This window comes from Rosenbergiella sp. YN46, assembly GCF_036620675.1.
Taxonomy (GTDB): domain Bacteria; phylum Pseudomonadota; class Gammaproteobacteria; order Enterobacterales; family Enterobacteriaceae; genus Jejubacter.
This window is the reverse complement of record NZ_JAZHEE010000002.1, coordinates 65,899-84,894: the sequence shown is the minus strand read 5'-3', so window position 1 is coordinate 84,894 and position 18,996 is coordinate 65,899. Positions and strand designations below refer to the sequence as shown.

Annotated in this window: 18 protein-coding genes, 3 tRNA genes and 2 pseudogenes; 11 read left to right on the top strand and 12 right to left on the bottom strand. The window is 55.6% G+C overall.

All coding sequences use genetic code 11. The features are described 5' to 3' along the window. Window positions 1–38 precede the first annotated feature (38 nt). Window positions 39–170, bottom strand: coding sequence for a hypothetical protein (locus tag V3W49_RS02020; RefSeq protein ID WP_500143365.1), 132 nt, complete (start codon window positions 168–170; stop codon window positions 39–41). A 431-nt stretch (window positions 171–601) separates the two neighbouring features. On the opposite strand from V3W49_RS02020, the gene V3W49_RS02015 reads away from it, so the two are divergent. Further along, window positions 602–1,540 (top strand): LysR family transcriptional regulator, encoded by a 939-nt coding sequence (locus V3W49_RS02015; RefSeq protein ID WP_500143364.1) that lies wholly within the window; start codon window positions 602–604, stop codon window positions 1,538–1,540. Window positions 1,541–1,586: 46 nt separating this feature from the next. On the opposite strand, the gene V3W49_RS02010 is transcribed toward V3W49_RS02015, so the two are convergent. Beyond that, window positions 1,587–1,943 carry a hypothetical protein gene (locus V3W49_RS02010; RefSeq protein ID WP_500143363.1) on the bottom strand — a complete coding sequence of 119 codons (357 nt, stop codon included), beginning with the start codon at window positions 1,941–1,943 and terminating at the stop codon, window positions 1,587–1,589. 126 nt (window positions 1,944–2,069) lie between these two features. After that, a complete protein-coding gene (cbl, locus tag V3W49_RS02005; RefSeq protein WP_500143362.1) occupies window positions 2,070–3,020 on the bottom strand; it encodes an HTH-type transcriptional regulator Cbl in 951 nt (316 codons plus the stop codon). A 252-nt stretch (window positions 3,021–3,272) separates the two neighbouring features. Between cbl and inaA the strand changes: the two genes are divergently transcribed. Then, window positions 3,273–3,923, top strand: a complete 651-nt coding sequence (gene inaA / locus V3W49_RS02000) for a lipopolysaccharide kinase InaA (RefSeq protein WP_500143361.1) — start codon at window positions 3,273–3,275, stop codon at window positions 3,921–3,923. Window positions 3,924–3,968: 45 nt separating this feature from the next. Here the strand turns inward: inaA and nac are convergent, their stop codons facing one another. After that, a complete protein-coding gene (nac, locus tag V3W49_RS01995) occupies window positions 3,969–4,886 on the bottom strand; it encodes a nitrogen assimilation transcriptional regulator NAC (protein WP_500143360.1) in 918 nt (305 codons plus the stop codon). A gap of 302 nt (window positions 4,887–5,188) precedes the next feature. On the opposite strand from nac, the gene V3W49_RS01990 reads away from it, so the two are divergent. Both V3W49_RS01990 and V3W49_RS01985 read left to right on the top strand, forming a co-directional pair. Next, window positions 5,189–5,264 (top strand) — tRNA-Asn (locus tag V3W49_RS01990). A 161-nt stretch (window positions 5,265–5,425) separates the two neighbouring features. After that, a pseudogene (locus tag V3W49_RS01985) lies at window positions 5,426–5,836 on the top strand (Arm DNA-binding domain-containing protein); the annotation flags it as partial. A gap of 39 nt (window positions 5,837–5,875) precedes the next feature. Here the strand turns inward: V3W49_RS01985 and proR are convergent. From proR to V3W49_RS01970, 3 genes are all read right to left on the bottom strand, one after another. Continuing rightward, window positions 5,876–6,178, bottom strand: coding sequence for a transcriptional regulator ProR (proR, locus tag V3W49_RS01980; RefSeq protein WP_000533827.1), 303 nt, complete (start codon window positions 6,176–6,178; stop codon window positions 5,876–5,878). Window positions 6,179–6,182: 4 nt separating this feature from the next. Then, complete coding sequence (locus V3W49_RS01975) at window positions 6,183–6,536, bottom strand: type II toxin-antitoxin system RelE/ParE family toxin (RefSeq protein WP_500143358.1); 354 nt, start codon at window positions 6,534–6,536, stop codon at window positions 6,183–6,185. A 715-nt stretch (window positions 6,537–7,251) separates the two neighbouring features. Next, entirely contained in the window at window positions 7,252–8,220 is a 969-nt protein-coding gene (locus V3W49_RS01970; protein WP_500143357.1) for a hypothetical protein, read from the bottom strand. Window positions 8,221–8,582: 362 nt separating this feature from the next. Here V3W49_RS01970 and shiA point away from each other — a divergent pair, with 362 nt between their 5' ends. Then, a complete protein-coding gene (gene shiA, locus V3W49_RS01965; RefSeq protein ID WP_500143356.1) occupies window positions 8,583–9,902 on the top strand; it encodes a shikimate transporter in 1,320 nt (439 codons plus the stop codon). 39 nt (window positions 9,903–9,941) lie between these two features. Here shiA and V3W49_RS01960 read toward each other — a convergent pair whose 3' ends face one another. Next, on the bottom strand, window positions 9,942–11,027 hold the full coding sequence (locus tag V3W49_RS01960) for an NAD(P)-dependent alcohol dehydrogenase (protein ID WP_500143354.1): 1,086 nt from the start codon (window positions 11,025–11,027) through the stop codon (window positions 9,942–9,944). A 161-nt stretch (window positions 11,028–11,188) separates the two neighbouring features. Between V3W49_RS01960 and V3W49_RS01955 the strand changes: the two genes are divergently transcribed. Next, the gene (locus tag V3W49_RS01955) at window positions 11,189–12,646 is read left to right on the top strand and encodes an AMP nucleosidase (RefSeq protein WP_500143353.1); all 1,458 of its coding nucleotides are present in this window, start codon (window positions 11,189–11,191) and stop codon (window positions 12,644–12,646) included. 123 nt (window positions 12,647–12,769) lie between these two features. After that, window positions 12,770–12,845, top strand: a tRNA-Asn gene (locus V3W49_RS01950). A gap of 171 nt (window positions 12,846–13,016) precedes the next feature. On the opposite strand, the gene V3W49_RS01945 is transcribed toward V3W49_RS01950, so the two are convergent. After that, the gene (locus V3W49_RS01945) at window positions 13,017–14,480 is read right to left on the bottom strand and encodes an EmmdR/YeeO family multidrug/toxin efflux MATE transporter (RefSeq protein ID WP_500143352.1); all 1,464 of its coding nucleotides are present in this window, start codon (window positions 14,478–14,480) and stop codon (window positions 13,017–13,019) included. Window positions 14,481–14,671: 191 nt separating this feature from the next. Here V3W49_RS01945 and V3W49_RS01940 point away from each other — a divergent pair. Then, window positions 14,672–14,747: transfer RNA gene (locus tag V3W49_RS01940), tRNA-Asn, on the top strand. 16 nt (window positions 14,748–14,763) lie between these two features. Here the strand turns inward: V3W49_RS01940 and V3W49_RS01935 are convergent. Next, a pseudogene (locus V3W49_RS01935) lies at window positions 14,764–15,010 on the bottom strand (hypothetical protein); the annotation flags it as partial. A 98-nt stretch (window positions 15,011–15,108) separates the two neighbouring features. Between V3W49_RS01935 and V3W49_RS01930 the strand changes: the two are divergent. Both V3W49_RS01930 and V3W49_RS01925 read left to right on the top strand, forming a co-directional pair. Beyond that, window positions 15,109–15,447: a carboxypeptidase-like regulatory domain-containing protein gene (locus tag V3W49_RS01930; RefSeq protein ID WP_500143350.1), complete on the top strand. Its 339-nt coding sequence runs from the start codon at window positions 15,109–15,111 to the stop codon at window positions 15,445–15,447. Window positions 15,448–15,629: 182 nt separating this feature from the next. Then, entirely contained in the window at window positions 15,630–16,349 is a 720-nt protein-coding gene (locus V3W49_RS01925; RefSeq protein WP_500143349.1) for a 4'-phosphopantetheinyl transferase family protein, read from the top strand. A 36-nt stretch (window positions 16,350–16,385) separates the two neighbouring features. Here the strand turns inward: V3W49_RS01925 and V3W49_RS01920 are convergent, their stop codons facing one another. Beyond that, the gene (locus V3W49_RS01920) at window positions 16,386–16,721 is read right to left on the bottom strand and encodes a DUF496 family protein (protein WP_500143348.1); all 336 of its coding nucleotides are present in this window, start codon (window positions 16,719–16,721) and stop codon (window positions 16,386–16,388) included. A gap of 189 nt (window positions 16,722–16,910) precedes the next feature. Beyond that, window positions 16,911–17,969, bottom strand: a complete 1,059-nt coding sequence (locus V3W49_RS01915; RefSeq protein WP_500143347.1) for an FUSC family protein — start codon at window positions 17,967–17,969, stop codon at window positions 16,911–16,913. A gap of 268 nt (window positions 17,970–18,237) precedes the next feature. Here V3W49_RS01915 and V3W49_RS01910 point away from each other — a divergent pair, with 268 nt between their 5' ends. Next, window positions 18,238–18,990, top strand: a complete 753-nt coding sequence (locus V3W49_RS01910) for a gluconate 2-dehydrogenase subunit 3 family protein (protein WP_500143346.1) — start codon at window positions 18,238–18,240, stop codon at window positions 18,988–18,990. Window positions 18,991–18,996 lie beyond the last annotated feature (6 nt).

Genomic DNA, 18,996 nt, shown 5'->3' with positions numbered 1-18,996 from the left:
ACCTATTAAGTTGTCGCTTCTTTTTTCCCTTCGTATTCTTAGCCCCGACCCACCGCCAGCGCTGCCGGGTCGTCCGCCTTTATCAGGATCCGCTGCGGCGCGGCATCTCCAGTTACTACGCCGGCGACTATCCCCGGGCCGCAGCCACCTTTGCGCAGACCGCCGCCCACAATCGTTCCCTGGCTTGCCAATAGCTACGCGAAACCAAAAGCCAGGCAAAAGGCGCTGGACAGCTACGATCGGGCATTGAGTCTGGATTCGGAGTATCGCCCGGCAAGGAGAAAATACTACAGGCGGGAGAGCGTACTCCCTGGCCTATGCTGGCAGGCCTGCTGTTGTGTCTGGCGCCGCTAGCGGGCGGAATATACCTGATACGCCAGCGGCCAGGACTCTGGATTGTCAGGCTGAATATTCGCTGGCAGCGATTCTGGCAAGTCCGGCCCCTTCCCGGACTGGCGCCGGTCGGCAGGGTCAATAAACATGCTGACCGCCATCAAAATGCGATCTTTTCACCCCGCCAGATGCGACAACGCATCGGCTGAGCTAAATAACCGCTAATATGAACTTAACTAATTTCGCTACCCAATGAGAAACGCCAATAATGTCCGCACCCATTTCCGAATTTAAATTCGACTTTAATCAGCTTAAGGCGCTACACGCCATTATTAGTACCGGTACGGTGGCCGGCGCCGCTAAACTGCTTGGCGTTTCATCCAGCGCCGTTAGCCAGAATATGACCCGCCTGAAAACGGTACTGGAAGATCCGCTATTTTACCGCAGCGGCCAGCGGCTTAAACCGACGGCACTGGCACTGCAACTGGACGAACAGTTCCGGCCGTTAATCACCGAACTGGGTAATATCCTGACCAGCAATCCGCAAAACCCGGCGCCGGAAACGGCCTATACCTATAAAATCATCAGCAGCGAGCTGCTTGAATATATGATGGTACTGCCCTTCGCGACTCAATTACCGGCATCAGGATCGCGCCTGATGATGCTGCCAGAGTTAGCCAACAGCGAAGAGAACCTGATAAGCCTGCGCAACCGGGCGGCCGATATACTGCTGACGCTGGAGCCGGCTACCGAAAGTTCGTTTGTCACCGAACGTATTTTTAGTACGCCGCTGGTGGTGGTGAGCCGTATAAATCACCCCGGAATGACCCAATTCACCTCGCTGGATCAGATTCAGGAGATGTCATTTGTAGAGCGCGCCGGTATGAGTTCGCCGCTTAAATATGCCCACTATCTGGCCACGCCCTGGGGACATGAAAAAATCACGATCGACTTTACCCTTCAGTCCATCACTAATCGTCTGACCCTGGTATCTCAAACCGATCTGATTATCCTGAGTCCGGAAGTCATTGCCCGTCAGTTCTCGGAACATATTCCTGTTCAGATTCATCCTTTCAGCGATCAGGATATTCGCCCGGTACATGCCTACTGCGTCTATCTCAAATCACGGCGCAACGATACGGTCATCAAGAAATTGCGTGAAAGCTTTATGGCGACGGCAAATGCGCTCTCTCTGGCGCCGGAATAAAAAAACGGCGCTATCATGGCGCCGCCTTTAATCATGCCGGGATGAATCAACAGTTAGCGTTCTGGAAGTTTTCCGCCAACTGGCGACCGACATCACTCATTTCAAAAATGCCCATAAAGCCGGCATTTTTATCGCCATCCTTAATATAGATATTCTGATAACTAAGGCCGCGATCGCGCATTATCAGGCGATCGTTGCGCTGTAGCGGATAATTAATAGAGCGCAGCACCGAATAGTGTTCTCCGATGCTCACGACGTACAGAGGGCAGCTATCGACCGCCTTCACGACCGAAACAGTATCGGTCGTCGCCCGTGCGTATACCACGGGCAGCAGCAAAATGGCGGAAATAAAAGAAACCGTCATCAGAGCCCGTACAGACACATAACGCGAAGAGGCTTTCATGTTTCACCTGCCGGTATTTTATTGGAAAAGAGACCAGAGATACTGAAAAACGGACAACAAGGATATCGGTTAAGAATTGTGGCAGCGGCATATCGGCCACTCAACTTAATAGCGGGTTCAGCCAAGCTAAATCTGATAGTCCGGCGTGTAATCGTCCACGTTCAGCGCCCGCGCTTTAATTTCCTCCAGCGACAGGGAAGGATTACACAGAGCGATAAAACGCCAGATATAATTACGCTGCAGCTGGCCCCGGCGAACCCCAAGCCAGACCGTATTGGCCCCGAACAGATGACGAATGTCGCGTCGCACCAACTGTTCAGCGCAGTCGTCACTATCGGCCAGTTCCGCCACCAGCCCAACACCAAGCCCCAGCGCCACATAGGTACGAATCACGTCCGAATCCTGGGCGCTGAGCACCACATCCGGCGTTAGCCCCTGGCGGGAAAAAGCGTCATCGATACGCGACCGGCCGGTCACGCCCTGACGATAGGTAATCAGCGGCCATCGGGCAATAGACTCAAGGGTAAGCGGCATCTCATGGCACAGCGGATGTTCCCGGGGCAGCAGCAGACTGTGGTGCCAGCGCAGCCAGGAGAAGGCCGTCAACGCCGGATCGTGGTTCAGCCGTTCGCTGGCAATACCGATATCCGCCGCGCCGCTGTGCAGCAGCGCGCAAATTTCCTCCGGCGCCCCCTGAATCAGCGCCAGTCGTACGCCGGGATAAAATTCGCGGAACTGCTTAATCACCGCAGGCAGGCTATAACGTGCCTGAGTATGGGTGGTGGCGATGGTCAGCATGCCCGAATCATCATTACTGAACAGCTCGGCCAGGCGCCGCACATTACTGGCCTCGTTGAGAATGCGTTCGGCGCTGACCAGCAGCGCCCGCCCGGGCTCAGTCATTCCCAGCAGGCGTTTACCGCGGCGAATAAATAATTCAACGCCCAGCTCCTCTTCCAGCTCGCGAATATGGCGGCTGACTCCCGACTGTGAGGTATAGAGATTGCCGGCCACCTCCGTGAGATTAAAATCTCGCCGCGCCGCTTCCCGTATAATTTTTAATTGCTGAAAATTCACGCCCTTTCCCCTGTTACCGCATTTTCAGCCATTGTTCAGCGCTGCTGATAAAACAACAAATAATAAAAAAATAATATTTATAATATAAAGAAATAACAAATAAGGAAATTCTTATAGCTATCAGTCAGTTAGCGATTTACCATGGGTAACACTTTATTAATTAACATTTTTTGCCAAAAAGAAACGTATTCGCAGTGAGATAAACTAGGAAAATTATTAATACATAATAATTTTATTAAATTTGAGTTGATTATGTTAACGCAGCAAGAAATCGAAGAGTTTGACGCCTGGTGGGCCACCGAAGGTGACTGGGTTGAAGAGCCAAACCAGCGTCGTAACGGCATGAGCGGCGTACAACGTATCGAGCGCGACGGTAAGGTGTTGTACGTTAAGCGGATGACGCAGCATTTATTCCGTTCGCTGCGCTATCCGCTTGGCCGCCCCACCATCGTGCGCGAGATTCAGGTACTTAACGAACTGGAGCGGGCGGGCGTTAAGGTTCCGAAAATCGTTTACGGTAAAGCGATGAAGCACAACGGCGAATGGCGGGCGCTCCTGGTAACCGAAGAGATGCACGGCTTTTGCAGCATTGACCAGTGGTACAAACAGCATGCCGACCTGCCCTTCGAAGACCAGACCCGTCAGGAAATGCTGCGCCAGGTGGCGCTGGCGTTCCATGGCATGCACAGTATTAACCGTCAGCATGGCTGCTGCTATGTACGGCACATTTTTGTGAAAACCAGCGGCCAGATTGAGGCAGGTTTTTTGGATCTGGAGAAAAGCCGCCGCCGCTGGGTGCGCAGCAAGGCGATCAATCACGACTTCCGACAGCTGGAAAAATACCTTTCCCCGATCCCGCCCAAAGACTGGGAGCAGGTCAAGGCATTTTACTACGCGCTGTAACCAATGAACGCGGCCGCCGGTTATTCGACGGCCACCCGTTTCACCTTATCCCACCAGCATCAGCTCACGGTTTTCCAGCGGTGGCCGGGTCACCCGCGACATAAGAATTTCCTTCACCGCCTGCGCCTGCGGCGACAGCGGCAGGCGTGCCGATAAATTCAGCGACAGCGGCAGCGTCAGGGTGGGCGAAGTGATACGCGACATCCAGCCACCGGCGGCCCCCATCAGCAGACGCGCCGCCGATTCCGGCAATACCGTTACGCCCATACCGCTGGCTATGGCGGCCGTCAGGGTAGAGATAGACTCAATCTCACCGGCAATCTTCACCGTTAAGCGACGCAGCGAAAAGGCTTCGTCCACCCGGCGCCTGACGGCGCTATAGTCACGCGGCAGCAGCAGGTTCATTTGCGCCACCTGGCTCAGATCTACATTCGGGCCGGGGTTATTCTGAGTTCCCACCACAAACAGCGACTCCTTGCGCAGCGGCTGGCTGATAATACCGGCCGTGGGTGCCCTGTCATACAGCACCGCCATATCAAGCTGGCCGCTCAGCAGCTTGTCATTAAGCTGCCCGCCGCTGTTTTCATGCAGATAGATTTGCACATCTGGCAGCTCCGCCCTCACCGTCTGTAACAGCGGCATGGTCACGGAAGACGAGGCAGTTCCCGGCGCCAGACCAATGGAGACCGGGCCGCTTAGCGATTGCCCCACGTTATTCACCGCCAGCTGCGCCTGGTCGCACATCCGTAAAATGGTGCTGGCGTGGGCATAGAGCAGCTTTCCCGCCTCGGTAGGGGTCACGCCGCGCCGGGTTCGGATCAGGAGTTGCTGATCCATTTCGCCTTCAAGCGTGGCCACCTGCTGGCTCAGCGCTGGCTGGGCAATGTGCAGCACCTCGGCGGCCTGGGTCAGGCTACCGATATCGACGATTTTTACGAAGTACTTCAGTCGTCTGAGATTCATTTTGCCTCCTGAACGGGATACCAGTGCGAAAGGGTCTGGCTCTGCAGAAGGCATTGCAAGAAGGTTGCCAGATTGCATCCATCGCCAGATATTCGGGCTAACCTCATGGATAATAAGCAAATCTGATTTTTCAGCCGCGTCGAAAGCATGACTCCACCACGCTTGCCCCTGCCCCATAACAGGGTGATGTGCACTACGCTGGAGCAGCCGCTGGCGATTTTAGCGCCAAACGAACGCATTGCCGCGATTCCGCCTTTGACAAGCCGCCGATGCGCCGTTACTATGCGCCCCGTTCACACAATTCCTCTGTAGTTCAGTCGGTAGAACGGCGGACTGTTAATCCGTATGTCACTGGTTCGAGTCCAGTCAGAGGAGCCAGATTCTTGTTTTCAGGCGTGCTTATAAGTCCCTGTTCAATTAGGTTTCAATAAGTTAGCGTGAAAATCTTTCCCGATGCGTATCTGGTTTTCCCTGCGCATCCGGCGAAATTGGTGGTCTGATTTGGGGTCATTTCAGTTCGATAATGGAGTGACCACCATATGTCCCTGTCCGGCGCGAAAATCCGCAGTATCAAGCCTTCTGATAACCCCTGTAAACTGACTGATTCACAGGGCCTGTATCTGCTTGTCAATCCGGGCGGCTCACGCCTCTGGTATCTCAAATATCGCTTTAACCGAAAAGAATCCCGCATCGCGTTAGGCGCCTATCCGCAGGTCTCGCTTTCCAACGCTCGCCAGCAGCGCGACGGTATCCGTAAGCTACTGGCGCAGAATATCAATCCCGCGCAACAACTAATGACTGAAAAACCCGCCGCGTCACCGGAAAAATGCTTTGAAGCCGTGGCGCTGGCATGGCACAAAACCAACAAAAAGTGGTCGGCTGACTATGCAGAGCGCATCCTTGCCAGTATGAAAAACCATATCTTCTCGACAATTGGTCATATGCCCGTCATGAAGGGGTTGACGCTCAGGTTCAGGGAACGTCAGCGTTTACAGTACAAATCCGTAGTGAGAACCATCCGGCAGCTCAACATCAAGACGTAGCTTGCCGCCAGTCGCTTCAACGTAGCGTTTGAGAGTGGAAAGCTTCAAATCGCGCCCTGGTTTTTCCATTCCTGCAACGGTAGGTTGCCTGATGCCCAGCGCCTGTGCCATTTCCACCTGCGTTTTTTGTACCTTCTCACGCAGTTCGGCAAGGTGAATGTTGAGCAGGATGTCCGTCGCCATCGCCTGAGCTTCGGCCACGACTTCAGGTTTTTCATCCGCAATAAGCTGTTCCAGCGTTCTGCCCATCGCGTTACTCCTTCTCTTTTAATGTGTTCAGCCAGTTCGTGAATTCCCGGTCTGCGACCGGGAGCATCTCATCGTAAAAACGTTTTTCATTGCCGACCTTATTTCCGGCACAAAGCACGATACCAGTACGGGCCGGGTCAAAAGCGAAAAACGCCCGTATCGGATCGCCCCTGCTCTGAACGCGCAACTCTTTCATGTTGCTGTAGCGGGAGCCTCTGATCGTATCAGCATAAGGTCTGGACAACCCCGGCCCCTTTTCCCGCAGGACCAACAGCGCTGCCAGCACGCTGGCCCGATCGGTATCATTGAGCGAGGTAAACCAGTTATCAAACGTATCCGTTGTTTTAATTGTCCACACGGGACCTCCCAATTAATATAGGTTAAATGCTATATAGATGTAAAGCTATAAAGTAGATTATGAAGTGATGGGATGAGGGATTCATGCGTCATTACTGCAAAGATGAAGACGCATTCGGGTATTTCAGTGAATAACATGCAAGAGGGGGGAATTTGCAGGGAGGGTGTCAACGGTCAGGCTTTCAATAAGATGGGATGGGACAGGTTCTAACAGCGTGGGCTGAAGCAGCAACAGACAAGCATTAAGTCTGCCGCAGAGCGCCATTTTGAGTGTGGGATCGTTGCTCTCAATCAGGGTTTCGGCGAAGTTTTCGCAGTTTTAGATTTAGATTGTTAATCAGCCAGTTAATGGCAAAGGCGATCCCAGTCAGAGGAGCCAGATTCAAAAAATCCCGCTTAAGGAAACTTAAGCGGGATTTTTGCTTTTTATACGCGAAAAGCGCAAGACGCATTCAGTCTTTTCGTTAATGGCTAAAAGCGCTGCTATCCCCGGCAGCAGAATGCCGTCACCCGGACCAGGTAATCCCCGGATTATCATCATGAATTAACGGGTAATGCTGGAAAAGGTTGCCGGCGGACAACGAATATCCGGTCATTTTGGGGCTCAGCACCGGAAAAATAAATTCGTCGGGCAACCGCATCACTATGCATCCCCCCAATGACCAGATGCCGGAATCCTTATTAAAAAACAGATGAATGATGGTTTTCCCGATAAATTAAAACTCGGCATTCAGTCCAACACTCCAGCCATCCACGCCGTCACCGACAATGCCTGAACCGCGCAGGCTGACGCCTTCGATGCCCGGAATAACATCCTTATCCACCAGTTCGATACCGCCGCCAATCTCCATAAAATAGTCAAAGCCAATATTGTTGCGGGTATCAGGCATATAAGTACCGGTAATAAAACCAATCCAGCGTAGCGGTAGGCCAAACGGCGCGAGGTCGGTCGGGCCATTAAGCTCGGTAGCCCCCGTTAACACATTAAATTCGTTGCGCCCCTCCAGCGACGAATCGCTGGCGCTGTAAGTATCATCGACCAGATAGTCATAGCGCAGGTTGGCGGTGAGCTTCACATCATTGTCCCAGCGGTGGCGCTGCTCCAGCTCCAGCGCACCGCCATATAGCATGCTACGCATTTTAAAATCAGCCATAATGCCGCGCCCCGCTCTATAAAGGGTATCCCCCAGGAATCCGGCAGAAGAGGCGTCGTTCGAGGTATGCGAATAACCAACCAGCGCCATTGGGCGTAAAATGGTATTGCTGGAGATATCAAATTCCACCCCCACTCCACCCAAAGCGGAGAGCGTTTTGGTATCCAGTCTCAGGTAGTCACTGTCGCCTAAGTCGAGGTTCTGATCGCTTCTTACATAACCGAAGGTGCCTTCAATATAAGGTCGGAAACCGTCAATACCGATATCGAATGCGTAATCCGGCGCTAATTTCCATGAATCAATATCCAGAGGATCGCTGGCGTCATGATCGGCGCGAAAATTTGCCGCGCTGATGCCCGACGTAACGCTAATAATGGATAGCTCCTGATAAAGCCTGGCCAGATCGCCGGCCTCATTGCGCATTGAGTTACGTACTGGCTCCAGGTCTATCGGCAGCGGTTCAGCCATTGCCATTTCACTCCCGGCCCATAACAGCATGCCCGATAACACCAGAGAACGATTACCCATCATCTTTATCCGCCATTATTTAATCATCACCTTCAGTGACTGAAGATCGGTGCCCCTGCGAAACTTAATCATAATTCATTATTCAGATCCTGGCGGTTGTATAACCACAGGGAAATAAGGTGCGATGCACCAGGATTTTCTGCCAGCGATGAACGTTTACACGCATTAATCACGGGCTTCAGGCGAATTATCCCCCGCATTGCTCTTATTTTTCCCTTTATCCCGAATGAGGTTGATAAAATCGTTTTCACTCGCGGCCCATCACGGTAGTCTCACTGTTGCCGCCGGCAACGGACGGCGACTGCAATGCGAGCGATCCGCTCCCGATACTAATAAAAAAAACCAAATCAACAGACAGGACAACTATGGACTCCACGCTCATCTCCGCTTCCCCTGATAAGGAGACTGCATCTCTTCATCGCGCCCGTCGAGCCGCCTGGGGTAGCTTCGCTGGCGCCGTCGTAGACTGGTATGACTTTCTGCTCTATGGCATTACCGCCGCGCTGGTCTTTAACAGCGAATTTTTCCCGCAGATTGATCCCGCTATGGGTACTCTCGCGGCCTTCGCCACCTTTGGGGTCGGTTTTCTGTTCCGCCCGCTGGGCGGCGTAATCTTCGGCCACTTTGGTGACCGGTTGGGTCGTAAACGAATGCTGATGATGACCGTGTGGATGATGGGTATCGCCACCGCGCTTATCGGCATTCTGCCCTCTTTCGCCACCATCGGCTGGTGGGCGCCGGTGCTGCTGGTGACCCTGCGGGCAATCCAGGGCTTTGCCGTCGGCGGCGAATGGGGCGGCGCGGCGCTGCTGTCGGTAGAGAGCGCCCCCAAAAAGAAGAAAGCCTTCTACAGCAGCGGTGTACAGGTAGGCTACGGCGTCGGCCTGTTGCTTTCCACCGGTCTGGTTTCGCTGATAAGCCATGTTACTACCGACGTGCAGTTTCTGAGCTGGGGCTGGCGTATCCCCTTCCTGTTCAGCATTGTGCTGGTGCTGGCGGCGCTGTGGGTGCGCAATGGCATGGCGGAATCTGCCGAGTTTGAACAGCAGCGCCAGACCCGGCCGCCGCGCGTTAAGCAGCGCCTGCCGGTTATCGAAGCGCTGATTCGCCACCCGGGCGCCTTCCTGAAGATTATCGCGCTGCGGCTGTGCGAACTGCTGACCATGTATATCGTCACCGCCTTCGCGCTTAACTACTCGACCCAGAACCTGGGGCTGCCGCGCGAGCTGTTTCTGAATATCGGCCTGCTGGTAGGCGGCCTCAGTTGCCTGACCATCCCCTGCTTCGCCTGGCTGGCAGACCGCTTTGGCCGCCGTCGTATCTATATTACAGGCGCGCTGGTAGGAACACTCTGCGCCTTCCCTTTCTTTATGGCCCTGGAAGCGCAGTCGATATTCTGGACTGTCTTCTTTTCGATCATGCTGGCCAATGTCGCGCACGATATGGTGGTCTGCGTTCAGCAGCCGATGTTCACCGAGATGTTCGGCGCCAGCTATCGCTACAGTGGCGCAGGCGTCGGCTATCAGGTAGCAAGCGTGGTCGGCGGCGGCTTTACGCCCTTTATCGCTGCGGCGCTGGTCACGTTGTCCGGCGGCGACTGGCACAGCGTGGCGATTTATCTGCTGGCGGGCTGCCTGCTCTCCGGGGCGACGGCCCTGTTGATGAAGGCGCCACAACAGCACTGACGGCGCAGACGGAGAGCACCGGCTCTCCGTCTGCGCGGCTCAGGTCGTCAGCGCCAGCTTAATCACCCCGTCCCGCTTCTCTTCAAACAGTCGGTAGGCGTCGACTATCTGCTCCAGCCGGAAACGGTGCGTGACCAGCGACGCGAAATCCAGACCGCCATGCTGCACCACATTCATCATTCTGCGCATTCGCTCCTTGCCTCCCGGACACAAACTGGTACGAATGGTGTGATCCCCCAACCCGCTGGCGAAGGCGCTAACCGGCAGTTGCAGATCCTCGCTGTACACTCCCAGGCTGGACAGCGTTCCACCGGGCTTCAGCACCCGCAACGCCTGCTCGAAGGTCGTTCGGGTACCCAGACACTCAATGCTGGCATCCACTCCGCGCCCACCGGTAAGCTTCATGATCTCATCCACCACATCGACCTGCTTATAGTTCAGCAGCACATTAGCCCCCATACGGGTCGCCATCTCAAGACGCTCCGGCGCGCTACTGATAGCAATCACCACGCTGGCGCCGCGTAGTCGCGCACCGGCGGTGGCGCACAGGCCAACAGGGCCCTGGGCGAAAACCGCGACAATATCGCCGATTTTTATCGCCGCGTTTTCCGCCCCTTTGAAACCGGTGGACATCACATCCGGGCACATCAGCACCTGCTCATCGGAAAGACCATCGGGGATCGGCGCCAGGTTCGCCTCGGCATCCGGCACCAGCAGATATTCCGCCTGAGTGCCGTCAATCACATTCCCAAAGCGCCAGCCGCCAAAAGGCTTGTAGCCGTGGCAGCCGCACCCGGCAAGGTGGGAGCCATCCTGCGAGGAAACGCCATCCTGGCAGGGGTAAGAGGTAAAGGTCGGGCAGATCGCGCCAGCCAGCACCCGCTGCCCTTCCCGATAGCCCCGCACGTTGCTGCCCAGCTTCTCGATAATGCCAACCGGCTCATGCCCTACGGTCAACCCGGGAGCAACCGGATGGTCGCCATGCAGAATATGGATATCGGTACCGCAGATGGTGGTGGTGGTGATTTTCACCAGGGCATCGCCCGGACCAGGCGCGGGAATTTTCTTATCCACGATCTCGATTCGCCCTTTTTCAATAAAAGCGGCGGCTTTCATCATGCTCATTTAAGGATCCTTAAACGTCTGTGCGATGAATGGCGTTCGGGTGACTCTCAGCCCTTTCACAGTGTAGCCCGGGATGCGGAATTCAGACTGCCCCTTCTGTTCTGACGATGCTGTGACATACTATCGGCAATGCTTCCTGTACTACTCTGCAAGGAGAGACCATGACCCAGGATAACGCAGCCAGCCTGACGCCCGCTCAGGCGCTGGATAAACTGGAACAGCTATACCAGAACGCCGTCGCGGCACTGCGCGAAGCCATCGCACGCTACATCGAGACCGGCGAGCTGCCGTCCGCACAGGCGCGCAGCGCCGGGCTTTTCGTTTATCCCGAACTGCGGGTAAGCTGGGACGGCGAGCCGCGCAGTGCGCCGCGCAGCAGGGCCTGGGGACGCTTTACCCACCCTGGCAGCTACGCTACTACCATCACCCAACCTTCGCTTTTTCGCGGCTACCTGGAAGAACAGCTCACCCTGCTGTACAGCGACTATGGCGCGCAGATTAGCGTTGCACCTTCGCAGCATGAGATTCCCTGGCCTTACGTAATTGACGGCGCAGAACTGGGGCTGGATCGCTCAATGAGCGCAGGCCTGGCGCGCCACTTCCCCAATACCGAACTGGCGCTGATTGGTGATGAAACGGCCGATGGTTTGTGGCACCCAACCGAACATTACCCGCTGTCGCACTTTGACGCCCGACGGGTCGACTTTTCCCTGGCGCGCCTGCGCCACTACACCGGCACGCCGCCGGAGCACTTCCAGCCGTTTGTGCTGTTTACCAACTACACCCGCTACGTGGACGAATTTATCAGTTGGGGCTGCGAACAGATTCTGGATCCGGACAGTCCTTACGTCGCCCTCTCCTGCGCCGGAGGCAACTGGATCACCGCCGATACCGAAACCCCGGAACAGGAGATCTCCGATCTGGCCTGGAAGAAGCATCAAATGCCCGCCTGGCACCTGGTCACCGCCGACGGACAGGGAATTACGCTGATTAATATCGGCGTCGGCCCTTCCAACGCCAAGACCATCTGCGATCACCTGGCGGTGCTGCGCCCGGACGCCTGGCTGATGATAGGCCACTGCGGCGGTCTGCGTGAAAGCCAGGCCATCGGCGATTACGTGCTGGCCCACGCCTATCTGCGCGACGACCACGTGCTGGATGCGGTGCTGCCGCCGGATATTCCCATTCCCAGCATCGCCGAAGTACAGCGTGCCCTGTACGACGCTACCAAACAGGTCAGCGGCATGCCGGGCGTAGAGGTCAAACAGCGGCTGCGTACCGGTACCGTGGTGACCACCGACGACCGCAACTGGGAACTGCGCTATTCCGCCTCGGCGCTGCGCTTTAACCAGAGCCGCGCCGTGGCTATCGATATGGAAAGCGCCACTATCGCGGCCCAGGGCTATCGCTTCCGGGTGCCTTACGGTACGCTGCTGTGCGTTTCCGATAAGCCGCTGCACGGCGAAATTAAGCTACCGGGTCAGGCGAATCGGTTCTATGAGGGGGCAATATCGGAACATTTACAAATCGGCATTCGCGCCATTGACCTGCTGCGGGCCGAAGGCGAGCGTCTGCATTCACGTAAATTACGTACTTTTAACGAGCCGCCATTCCGATAAATAGCGCTAAAAAAGGCCTTGTTTTGCGCGTTTGCAGAAATTATCGGCAAACGCGCGCTTTTGGTGAAAACAGGCTTTGACAAGCCCAGCGCCCCCCGCTAATATGCGCCCCGTTAACCCAATTCCTCCGTAGTTCAGTCGGTAGAACGGCGGACTGTTAATCCGTATGTCACTGGTTCGAGTCCAGTCGGAGGAGCCAGATTCTGAAAGGCCCGCTTAAGGTAACTTAAGCGGGCCTTTTCTCGTTCAAACACGACGCACCCTGCGCCTGGTCACCATAAACACCGGCGGCAGCCCGACCTCCCAACGAGAGTGGACATGTAAGTTGGCTGGCTCTTCCAACAGCAGATACGCCGCCGGGTCGACAGCTTCATCCTAACCGGGTTTCCCCGCCTTTCTTACCCACCGCCTGCGCCCGTTCAGGGTGACGCGGATACTTCCACAGCCAGCGGCCACTCACCATACGCCAGTAGAAGAAAGCGGCGCGCACCGCCCAGTCCAGGAACATCCCCAGCCAGACCCCAACTACTCCCATGCCGAGCTCGATGCCCAGAATATAACCGGCAATCACCCGACAGCCCCACATGCCCAGCATGGTGACCCACATGGTAAAACGGGCGTCCCGCGCCCCTTTAATGCCCGCAGGCAGCACCCAGGAAGCGGACCAGATCGGCATAAACAACGCATTAAGCCAGATCAGATGCTTCACCACCTCTTTCACATCCGGATCCCGGGTATAGAACGCGGCCATCACCCCGGCAAAAGGCGCGCTCAGCCAGGCGATGGCGGTCATGCCGATGGTCGCCAGCCAGAAAACGTGGCGCAGCTGACGTTCCGCCTGGCCGCGCTGCCCTTTACCAAGGCGCCGCCCCACGATGATGGTCGAAGCCGAGCCCAGCGCGTTCCCCGGCAGGTTAATCAGCCCGGCGATGGAGAAGGCGATAAAGTTACCGGCAATCACGCTGGTGCCCATTCCGGCCACGAACATCTGGGTCAGCAGCTTACCACCGTTGAACAGTACCGACTCCACGCTGGCGGGCAGGCCAATCGCCAGCACCTCCCACAGAATCCCCACGTTGAGCGGTCGGAAATAGCTGCGCAGCGACACCCGCAGCGATTTATAGCCCTTCATCAGCACCCAAAGAATGCCCAGCGCGCCAATGTAGCGCGAGATGGTAAGCCCCAGCCCGGCGCCGATAAAGCCCAGCCCCGGCCAGGAGAAAAGGCCGTAAATCAGCACGCTGCTGATAATAATATTGAGGATGTTCATGCCGCCGTTCACCAGCAGCGGAATCCGGGTGTTGCCCGCCCCGCGCAGCGCGCCGCTGCCAATAAGCGCGATAGCCGCCGCCGGATAGCTCCAGGCGGTCAGCTCCAGATAGGTCAACGCCAGCGCTTTAACCTCGGTACTGGCGGCGCCGGCGATAATATCGATAATCTGCTGCCCCACCACGTGAATTAGTATCGCCAGCCCGATGGCGATAAGCGTCATCAATACCAGCGACTGGCGGGTCGCCGCCCTGGCCCGTTTCCCCTGGCGCTTGCCCAGGCTAAAGGCGACCACCACCGTGGTACCCAGATCCACCGCGGCGAAGAAGGCCATAATCACCATATTAAAGCTGTCGGCAAGCCCGACGCCGGCCATCGCCTCTTTGCCGATCCAACTGACCAGGAAGGTACTGAGCACCCCCATCAGCAGCACGCAGGTGTTTTCCAGAAAAATAGGCACCGCCAGCGGAGTGATCTCGCGCCAGAACAGCGTCCTGTAGCTTTTACGACGGGAGTACCAGGGGGTGCGCTCCACCGCCTGGCGCAATGCAGCATAGAGTCTCAAGGTGGGCCTGCATCAAAAAGTTGAAACAACATTTCAATCATGAGCCACAATCCCCTGCCCTGCAAAGGTTTTTTAATGAAAAATCGTTACGCTTTACGCCGCGGCGCTGAACTTTTCAGCAAACGATACGCCGGGCGCCTGCGGAGGTTTGACAAATTTATTTTCGCCGCTAAGATAGGCCTCCACACGATTCCTCTGTAGTTCAGTCGGTAGAACGGCGGACTGTTAATCCGTATGTCACTGGTTCGAGTCCAGTCAGAGGAGCCATATTTAAAGAAGCCCGCTAATTAGCGGGCTTTTTGCTTTTTACGCTCTGGCTACAAAATCCGTCGTGTGAGCCATCCGGCATCAACATCCAGCCACAGTTTACCGTCTGCGGCCCCAACGTAGCGTTTGAGGGGGGAAAGCTTCAGGTCGCGACCTGTTTTTTCCATTCCCGCTACGGTCGGTTGACTGTTACCCGGCGCCAGGGCCATGTCGACCTGCGTTTTCTGTACTTTCTCGCGTAGTTCAGCAAGGTGGATGTATAGCGAAAACCTGTGACCGGACAGAAAGCGACATCCCCTCCCGCATCGAGGCAGGATAGTGATAACATACTGCTACACGCACTCTGTCGGGCGATCCGGCCATGTATCACACCTCCAACAGAACGCTATCCATCATGGCGGCGCTGCCTCTGATGATTTCATTATCCGGATGCGTCTTTCATGACTATAACAGTCCGCATATCGAAGGCGTTATCCTCAACCAGGGGCAGCCTGTCGCCGACGTGCCGGTGGTGTTAACCGATGTGGACACACAGGTCCGCACCACTACCGATAGCCAGGGACGCTTTACGCTGGCACCACCGGGAGAGTGGCATCTGTTTATCCCCCACCGGCCCACAGGACAGGCTGTCCCGCTGGTTCGTTATAATAGAGCAAGGCCAGAAAACGTTTACCGGGTATACGGGATCCCGCTTCGGTAATGTATTCTCCGGATATTCAGGTAGCGACCGTATTCGCCTGGTTTGCGAGCTGTCACTGAAAAGCCATAATGCCTCACCGACAGGGAAGGCTCCTCTATGCCAGCTAAACAGCGATGACTCTGAATGAACAGGATCACCGAACGCTGTGGAAATAATGACCTCTATCTTCCGGGAACCCCGCTGTGTTGATTATCGATAAAGAGCGCTTTCACTCCCCCTTCCTGCCCCACATCTGCAGCGGCAGGCTGGCCAGTCAGCCCGGCGCGCTTTTCTGTGAGGCGACCTTCGATCGTGAACAGTATCAGGAGACGCTGTGGCAACGGCTGGCTATCCCCTTCCCTGATTCGCTGAGCACAGCCGTCACGAAACGACGCGCCGAATTTCTGGCCGGGCGCTGGTGCAGCCAGCAGCTACTGAATACGGCGGGCATTCACGCTCCTGTTCTGCGCACGGAAGATCGCGCGCCGCACTGGCCTGCGGACGCCTGGGGGAGCATCAGCCATTCCGGCGATCGGGCGCTGGCGCTAATGGTGGCTGATACCCTGCCATGGCGGGTGGGAGTCGATCTGGAACGTTTTGACGCCGAAGTGATGCGCAACTGCGGGCCAGAGATCATCAGCAATGCCGAAGTCATGCAGCTGGCTACGGCCGGTTATGGTGATGAGTGGGGCATTCTGCTGGCTTTTTCCGCCAAAGAGAGCCTGTATAAGGCGCTGTGGCCGGAGGTGCGACGCTATTTTGGCTTTCATGCCGCAGCCCTGGTAGCGGCAGACGAGGAACGTTTTGTACTGGAACTCAAAGAGAATCTAACGACAAATTTAAAAGCAGGCCTGCGTTTCCATGGCGAGTGGCGCTATGAGGCCCCCTGGATAACCACGGTAATCTGTCAGCCCACCCGTTAAAGATGCCTCCCCGCCATGGCGGAGAGGCCAGAAAACTCAGGCTTTATGGTCGCCGTTCACTTTCAGCTCACCCATGGTCTTCAGCTTGTCAGAAATTTCACGGCGCTCTTTAGAGAGATCGGCATTCTTGATGATGTAGTCATCCACGCGGTCTTCATAGTCGCTCTTCATACTGGCGATAATGCCCTGAATCGCTTCCACGCTCATGCCCGGCTTGATGTACTCGCTCAGGTTGTCCAGCAGCAGCACACGCTTCTGGTTGTCACGGATCTTTTTCTCAACGTCCTGGATTTCGCGTTTCAGTTTGTTCTTACGACGGAACAGACGGACGAACTCCAGTACATCCTGAAAAGAAGGCTTGCTATTTTCCATTTTTATACCCCTGCTAATTGTAAGACTCGGATTCGTTCAGACAACCGCTTCAGACCCAACACTAATGATAGCGGTCATGGCTAACAATGGTTTTTCGCCATTCAGCCTGGCTGAAAATAGTGTGGCTATCATACCCTTAAAATCAGCTGAATCGAAACAACCCGTGCCATCCGTAGCCCCGGTCGCAGATTATTTGCGCAATGCCCGGGCAATCAGCTGTGACAGCATCTCCAGCTGGCGCGCCAGCTCCAGACTAAGCCAGACATAGCCGTAGATATGCGCCTCGTAGCGGTTACCCGGTTCGCGCCCCTTCAGAAGCTGGCTGAGCTCATCGACAATCTCCGCCAGCGCTTCGCTGTTACGCTTAACCGGCGCCGGACTTCCCTCGTACAGCGCCCGACTCAGCGCTCGTAGCGTATTATGCGTCATCTGCTGGGTTTCCCGCAGCGTATGGGCGTTCAGCATCACAAAGTGGCTTTCGCGCGATGCCCACCAGGCGTTAATCTGCAATTCCAGGGTACAGACGATGTTACGACTAACGGTCTGAATCGCCTCCATAATCCCTTTATTGATATGGGTCTCTTTACTGGAAGGGCCAATCAACGCCCGCAGTTTCACCACATCGTTCAACAGTTTCTGGAGCGGCTTATCCAGCCGAGGCCGCTCCACCAGATTGGGGGAAAGCCCCGCCTGCTGCAACCGATCGAACGCGGTGAAAAAATCTGCCATCTGTATACGCCACAGCAAAAAGGCGCGCTGGGGCAAAATCACGGTAAACAGCATGGCCAGCAGGGATCCGAAAATAACGTCTCCCGCCCGCCACAGCGCCGTCCCCATTTCGCCGGTCGGCGCCCCCACCACCACCGACAGGGTAATCCCAATCAGTAGCGCCTGATAGGGCTTCTTACCCAGCGTCAGCCAGCCGCACAGAAACATCGAGATGGCGCACCAGAGCAACATCAGCGGCAATGACCAGAGTTCGAGCTGAAGCGCCACCAGCCCGAGCACCGCCCCCAGAATGGTGCCACCGATGCGATCCACCGCGCGCGGCAGAACATTGCCCAAAAACGAAAGCGGCCCCATCACCACCACCATGGTGATCAACGGCCAACTGCCTTCCGGCACATCCAGCAGACGCACCACCAGAAAGGTCAACACAAATGCCAGCGCGATCCGCACACCATGTACGATTCGGTAGTGGCGATAAAGGCGAATATCAAAGGGAGTTAATGATTTATCAGGACGCACGCCCGCACTCCGCGTAACGTAATAAAAGATTATTCTAACATGATGGTGTACGAGCCCCAAAAGACCAGTAAAACCGCCGCTTCGCCAGCAGACTGCAACATCTTTCGCCTAAAAACAAATCACACTCATTAATATTTTCTAACATTTGTATTTCAAAACCGCACTATTTTCCCTTATCTTTACAAAAGAAAGCCAACTACCCTTATCACACTTTATTCGCTGCGTAATCCATTCAGCGCGGCATTTTCTGCATTTTTAAGGAAGCAACATGCGCAAACCACAAAAAACGCTGCCAGGGGTTACCCGCCGGCAGGTTCTTGCATGGTCTGGCGCGGCGCTCGCTCTGGGTACCGGTTCCGCGAAAGCGGTTACGTTAACCGGCGCACCGGGCTGGGAGCCGTTTGCCGATAACTCCCCGGAAACATTCGACGGCAAAGGCTGGCTGTTTTTCAACGACGCCGAAATCGCCACTATTGAAGCCATCGTGGATCGCCTGATTCCCGAAGATGAATTAAGCGTGGGCGGGAAAGCCGCTGGCTGCGCTGTATTCATCGACCGGCAGCTCCACGGTTTTTACGGCAATTTTGAACGTCTGTATATGGAAGGGCCCTTTCATGAAGGCACTCCCGAACAGGGAGACCAGTCTCCGCTGACCCCACGCCAGCGCTACCGTATCGGGCTGGCGGCGCTGGATAAATGGTGCCAGAAGCGGCACAGCAAGCGTTTTCACGAATTAAGCGGCGACGATCAGGATAAGGTGCTGAGCGCGCTGGAAAAGGGTGAGATCGCCCTGGAAGGCATCAATAGCGCAGACTTCTTCGCACAGGTGCTGAGCAACACCACTGAAGGCTTTTTTGCCGATCCCATCTATGGCGGTAACCGCGATATGGTCTCCTGGAAGATGATCGGGTTCCCCGGCGCACGCTATGACTATCGCGATTTTGTTGAGCGTCATAACGAAGAGCTGAAATTTACCCCCGTCAGCATCACCGGCAGCGCGGACTGGATGAAGAAAGGATAATCAATC

What these genes read in the sequence shown, in the direction of transcription:
- V3W49_RS01960 (WP_500143354.1), bottom strand. Translation starts at nt 11,027, where the DNA reads ATGAGCATGATGAAAGCCGCCGCTTTTATTGAAAAAGGGCGAATCGAG.
- shiA (WP_500143356.1), top strand. Translation starts at nt 8,583, where the DNA reads ATGGACTCCACGCTCATCTCCGCTTCCCCTGATAAGGAGACTGCATCT.
- proR (WP_000533827.1), bottom strand. Translation starts at nt 6,178, where the DNA reads ATGGGCAGAACGCTGGAACAGCTTATTGCGGATGAAAAACCTGAAGTC.
- V3W49_RS01930 (WP_500143350.1), top strand. Translation starts at nt 15,109, where the DNA reads ATGTATCACACCTCCAACAGAACGCTATCCATCATGGCGGCGCTGCCT.
- V3W49_RS01970 (WP_500143357.1), bottom strand. Translation starts at nt 8,220, where the DNA reads ATGATGGGTAATCGTTCTCTGGTGTTATCGGGCATGCTGTTATGGGCC.
- nac (WP_500143360.1), bottom strand. Translation starts at nt 4,886, where the DNA reads ATGAATCTCAGACGACTGAAGTACTTCGTAAAAATCGTCGATATCGGT.
- V3W49_RS02015 (WP_500143364.1), top strand. Translation starts at nt 602, where the DNA reads ATGTCCGCACCCATTTCCGAATTTAAATTCGACTTTAATCAGCTTAAG.
- V3W49_RS02010 (WP_500143363.1), bottom strand. Translation starts at nt 1,943, where the DNA reads ATGAAAGCCTCTTCGCGTTATGTGTCTGTACGGGCTCTGATGACGGTT.
- inaA (WP_500143361.1), top strand. Translation starts at nt 3,273, where the DNA reads ATGTTAACGCAGCAAGAAATCGAAGAGTTTGACGCCTGGTGGGCCACC.
- V3W49_RS01910 (WP_500143346.1), top strand. Translation starts at nt 18,238, where the DNA reads ATGCGCAAACCACAAAAAACGCTGCCAGGGGTTACCCGCCGGCAGGTT.
- V3W49_RS01955 (WP_500143353.1), top strand. Translation starts at nt 11,189, where the DNA reads ATGACCCAGGATAACGCAGCCAGCCTGACGCCCGCTCAGGCGCTGGAT.
- V3W49_RS01920 (WP_500143348.1), bottom strand. Translation starts at nt 16,721, where the DNA reads ATGGAAAATAGCAAGCCTTCTTTTCAGGATGTACTGGAGTTCGTCCGT.